Raw genomic sequence first — 5235 nt, 5'->3', positions numbered from 1 at the left:
CATACTTGACTTATCACCACAAGGCTTAAATAATTAGAATGGTTATTATCATATTACTAACTTGTTTCTAAGTCAATTTTAATTTTTTACTTAGAAATATATGCAAAATGTCTGGAGGGGTTGACTATCAAGCAAAATAGAATTAAGGCTTTCTTAACCAAAATCTAATTTTTGAAGGAGAGATTTATTTGAGTAAAACAACTTTTTTTAATTTTAATCTATTTGATGGCAAGACAAACGAGACAAAAAAGAATGCCTGGTTTGTGGTTAATGACGATAGTGGGCGCATTGAAAAAGTAGGCAATGGGGGAAAACGAAATTCTGCAAACAATGTCGATCTTCACGGTAAATATGTTATGCCCGGGTTAATCAATGCTCATACGCATATAACTATGGATCCCAATACTGGCGATGGTGGTACCGGCTCCGATGTTATTGAAACAACGGTACGTGCGGTTTCTAATTTACATGATTTATTGAAATCAGGAGTTACTTACATTAGAGAATGTGGTAGTTCTTTCGATATTGATATTACGTTAAATAACTTACATAAACAGGGAAAGCTTGAAAACGTGCCAGATATTTTGCCTTCAGGTCGTCCCTATACGATGACTGGTGGACATGGTGATTTTCCTAATTTTGGCCATTTAGTAGATTCTCCTGATGAAATGCGAAAGGCAGTTCGAACTGGTTTGAAAAAAGGAACGATGGCTGTAAAAATGATGGCAACTGGTGGAGTTATGACTCCCGGAGACTTCATGGATGATCCTCAACTTAGTGTTGAAGAGATGAAAGTCGCTGTTGAAGAAACGCATCATAAGGGTAAAATTATTGCGGCGCATGCAGAAGGAAATCCTGGAATTTTAAATGCCATTAGTGCTGGTGTTGATTCAATTGAACATGGTTTTTATGTGAACGATGAAGAAACAGAATTAATGTTAAAACAAGGTACGTATTTGACTCCTACGTTTGTTGCAGATTGGGCAATTCCTGAATACGCGGTTGGTAAACTTCCCGATTGGGAAATTAAAAAAGCTGCTGATGCACTCGATGATTTATATGCAAATATTATGAAAGCATGGAAAAAGGGTGTAAAAATTACTTTAGGAACAGATGCCGGAACACCATTTAACGATTTCACAATGACTGCCGTGGAATTTCAGCTCATGGTTGAGCAGGGTGCAACAAATTTTGATGCTTTAACAACAAGTTTAACTTCGGCCAAATTAATGCGGATCGATAGTGATTATGGCACATTGGATAATGATAAGTTTGCTGATTTCCTGGTTTTGGATGCAGATCCATTAGTAGATGTTAAGGCTGTTCAACAAATAGATAAAGTCGTATATAAGAGCGGTGTGAAAGTGGAACTTTAGGCAAAAGGGGAGAAAGCTGATATGACTGTATTTTACAATGCAAATATTTTTAATGGTAAAGATACTGAAGTAATGCAAAATCAATGGTTTGAAGTTGCAGATGGCAAATTTAAGCAAATTGGAGTGGGAAATGTACCGGCATCCATTGATGAAAAGAAAGTCAATTTACAAGGAAAATTTGTTATGCCGGGGTTAATCAATGCACATACGCATATGATGATGAATCCTGTAACGAATAAGCTTGAGTATTTAACTGAGGCTGAGGTAACTGTTACAGCACTTAAAAATCTTCGTGATTTAATCGGTTCTGGAGTTACCTATATTCGAGACTGTGGGTGTGCGTTCAATGTTGATATTAAACTGAAGAAACTAAGAGATCAGCTTGATTTGGTGATTCCTGAAATTGTTGCATCGGGTCGACCAATGTCAATGACAGGTGGGCATGGTGATTTTCGTGAGGACGAAGATGGAAACATTAATTGGTCGTATCTGGTTGATTCACCGGACGAAATGCGTAAATCGGTGCGCACTGCATTTAAAGAAGGTGCCGATAATATTAAAGTCATGGCAACTGGTGGTGTAATGTCTGCTGGTGATAATGTGAATGATACCGCCCTGACAATGGCAGAAATGAAAGTTGCTGTTGAAGAAGCACATGATAAGAGTAAACGGGTTGCAGCTCATGCCCAGGGAAACAAAGGAATAGGTAATGCATTAAAAGCTGGAGTAGATTCAATTGAACACGGAATTTACGTTGATGAAAAACAGGCTGAATTTATGAAAGAAAATAATGTTTATTTGGTACCAACTCTGAATGCCGCAGCAAGCATTAGTAAATACGGGCGAGATTCACTGCCTGCCCATATGACACGAAAAAATGATCTTGTTAAACATGATTTTTTTGAGCATGTTGCAATGGCAATTCAAAAGGGTGTAAAAGTAGTGGTCGGTACTGACGCAGGTACACCATTTAATAGCTTTAAAACAGGAACTTGGGAGGAAATGGAGTTACTTGTGAATAAAGCTGGTGCCACACCTACGCAAGCTTTGTTTGGGGCTACAAAATATGCGGCTGAATTATTAAATATAACTGAAGGGTATGGCAGTATTGAAAGTGGTAAGTTTGCTGACTTTTTAGTTTTAGATCAAGATCCAACGCAATACATTACTGCTGTTGCTCAAACTGATAAGCAAGTATTTAAAAAAGGTGTTCAAATAAAATAGTTACTTATTTTTCATGGCAAACGAAATTCCGTTTGCTTTTTTTGTCACAGTTGAAATTTGAAATTATATTATGGTTGAAAAGATTAAAATAAAATGATAAGCTTTTAATGTAAATATAAATGATCAATATTTGATCACAGGAGGTTTCATCTATGGAGTACATAAAGTTAATTGGAGTCTTAGTAATCATTCTAGGATTTGCTTTTAAGCTGGATACCGTTGCAGTTGTTATTATTTCCGCACTCGTAACGGCATTGGCATCTGGAATCGATTTCACAAAATTCCTAGAAATTTTAGGGCAGGGATTTATGGACAATCGAATGGTTTCGCTGTTTTTTCTAACGTTACCCATGATTGGAGTTATTGAGCGTCACGGATTGAAGGAATCGGCAGTTAGTCTGATTCAAAAATTACAGAATTTAACTCCCGGACGAATTTTTGATATTTATTTATTAATTCGTGAAGCGGCTTCCTTGTTTGGTATTTCTTTACAGGGGCAAGTTCAGTTCATTCGACCATTAATTAACCCAATGGCACAAGCGGCTGCTAGTGTTGAGACTAAGCTTACAAATAAACAAGTTGATCGAATTAAGGCCCGATCAGCGGCCACCGAAAACTTTGGTAACTTTTTTTCTCAAAATTTATTCGTGGCATCTGCTGGAGTTTTGTTGATGGCCAGCACAATGAAATCTTTAGGCTACAAAGTATCTCCAAACGGAATTGCCCTATATTCAATTCCAGTAGCCGTTCTCACAATTGTTTTAGTATTCTGGTATAACCATATGTTTGACCGTCAACTTTTGAAAGAAGGAAAGAATAATGACTAGTTTAATTAATAATATTCTGACATTCTTTTACATGTTGATCGGAGCAACCTTTTTAATTGCGTCTATTGAGTCGGCACGCGATAAAACTAATTCTACTCGTTGGGGAACCGCTACTTTTTGGCTGATATTTGCTGTTATTTTTGGAGTTGGACAATGGCTTCCTAATGCGGTAGTAGGAGCTTTATTACTTGTAATTGGGGCGCTGTCGTTACTCAAGCAAGTAAAAGTCGGCCATATTAAATCACTTAACAAAGAAGTGTCAGAGGCTTCCGCAAAACGTTTAGGTGGATGGATATTTTTGCCAAGTATTATTCTTGCTGTAACTGCAATTTTGGTTGCACAATTTACACCATTTGGTGGCCAGGTCGGGATTGGTGTGGCTGCAATTGTTTCACTAATCGTAGCTATGTGGTTAACCAAAGCTGGTGGTAAAACAGTGTATGAAGATAGTCAGCGCATGGTTCGTTCGGTTGGTTCTGCTGGAATTCTGCCTCAATTATTAGCAACCCTCGGAGTGGTTTTTACAGCTTCTGGAGTTGGAACTGTAACCGCAAAAGCAATTTCAAGCGTGTTTCCTGTAGGAAATCATCTTTTGGGCGTAGTCTTGTACTGTGTTGCAATGGCAGTCTTCACAGTAATTATGGGTAATGCTTTTGCAGCTTTTGCTGTTATTACCGCCGGAATTGGGATTCCCTTTGTTGTTGCTCAAGGAGGCGCTGCAGTTGTGGTTGCTGCCTTGGGGATGACATCAGGCTATTGCGGAACATTGTTAACGCCAATGGCTGCTAACTTTAACACTTTGCCAGTAGCCTTAATGGAAATGAAAGATCCGTTGGGCGTGATCAAACAACAGGCGCCCATTGCGATTACGATGTTGATTATTCAAATAATTTTGATGTATGTATTAGCTTTTTAGAAATGGAGATAGAAAGTATGAAAATTCTTGTAACAGGTTTTGACCCATTTGGCGATGATAAGATTAACCCGGCTATTGAAGCAGTGAAAAAGTTGCCAGATAAAATTGCGGGTGCAGACATTGTGAAAGTGGAAATTCCGACGATTTTTGGTAAATGTGCAGAAGTTACGCATGATGTAATTGTAAAAGAACAACCAGATTATGTCTTAAATATTGGACAAGCGGGTGGTCGCTATGGGCTCACTCCGGAACGAGTAGCAATTAACTTTGACGATGGTCGGATTAAGGATAATGCGGGTTATCAACCATTGAACACACCAATTCATAAGGATGGCCAAAACGCTTATTTCACTGAATTACCAGTAAAGGCAATGGCCAAAGCAATTCGTAAGGCTGGATTACCAAGCAGTGTGTCGACTACTGCTGGAACATATGTATGTAATCACATCATGTACCAGGTTCAGTATATGATTGATAAAGAATTTCATGATTTAAAAGCGGGATTTATGCACATCCCATTTTTACCGGAACAAGTCACAACCCGACCAAACACACCAGCATTGAGTTTAAGTGATGATGTCCGCGGAATTACGGCTGCCATTGAAGCAATCGTCGAGATGGATGGTAAAAAGGATATTGAGAGTGTTGAAGGTAGCATTGCTTAAATAAACAAAATAAAGGCTTCTGACAAAATCTTGTCAGAAGCCTTTTAGCTGTCTTCAAATCAGCTGTGAATTTTATTTTTAATTGAAAACCAACCAATGTGCAATAGATACGCGGAAGCAAAAGCTAGAATCCAAGTAAGTATATAACAACTTACAATCGACCAAACAGGATGAACATTACTTAAATTATGGCCAAATGTCAAGGGCAGTTTAAAAATGTAGGTTTT

At 38.1% G+C, this 5235-nt stretch carries 5 protein-coding genes; all 5 read left to right on the top strand.

Features of this window, described 5'->3' with window-relative positions; all coding sequences use genetic code 11:
• Window positions 1-188 precede the first annotated feature (188 nt).
• Entirely contained in the window at window positions 189-1376 is a 1188-nt protein-coding gene (locus IV84_RS09455) for a metal-dependent hydrolase family protein (protein ID WP_056986547.1), read from the top strand.
• A gap of 21 nt (window positions 1377-1397) precedes the next feature.
• Window positions 1398-2600: a metal-dependent hydrolase family protein gene (locus tag IV84_RS09450; RefSeq protein ID WP_056986546.1), complete on the top strand. Its 1203-nt coding sequence runs from the start codon at window positions 1398-1400 to the stop codon at window positions 2598-2600.
• Window positions 2601-2752: 152 nt separating this feature from the next.
• A complete protein-coding gene (locus IV84_RS09445) occupies window positions 2753-3427 on the top strand; it encodes a DUF969 domain-containing protein (protein WP_056986544.1) in 675 nt (224 codons plus the stop codon).
• Window positions 3420-4343: a DUF979 domain-containing protein gene (locus IV84_RS09440; protein WP_056986542.1), complete on the top strand. Its 924-nt coding sequence runs from the start codon at window positions 3420-3422 to the stop codon at window positions 4341-4343. The genes IV84_RS09445 and IV84_RS09440 overlap by 8 nt, the downstream gene beginning before the upstream one ends.
• Before the next feature lie 17 nt (window positions 4344-4360).
• The gene (gene pcp, locus IV84_RS09435; protein ID WP_056986540.1) at window positions 4361-5008 is read left to right on the top strand and encodes a pyroglutamyl-peptidase I; all 648 of its coding nucleotides are present in this window, start codon (window positions 4361-4363) and stop codon (window positions 5006-5008) included.
• Window positions 5009-5235 lie beyond the last annotated feature (227 nt).

Origin of the sequence: Pediococcus damnosus (genome assembly GCF_001437255.1) — a bacterium.
Classification (GTDB): Bacteria; Bacillota; Bacilli; order Lactobacillales; family Lactobacillaceae; genus Pediococcus; species Pediococcus damnosus.
This window is presented reverse-complemented; position numbering and strand designations above follow the sequence as displayed.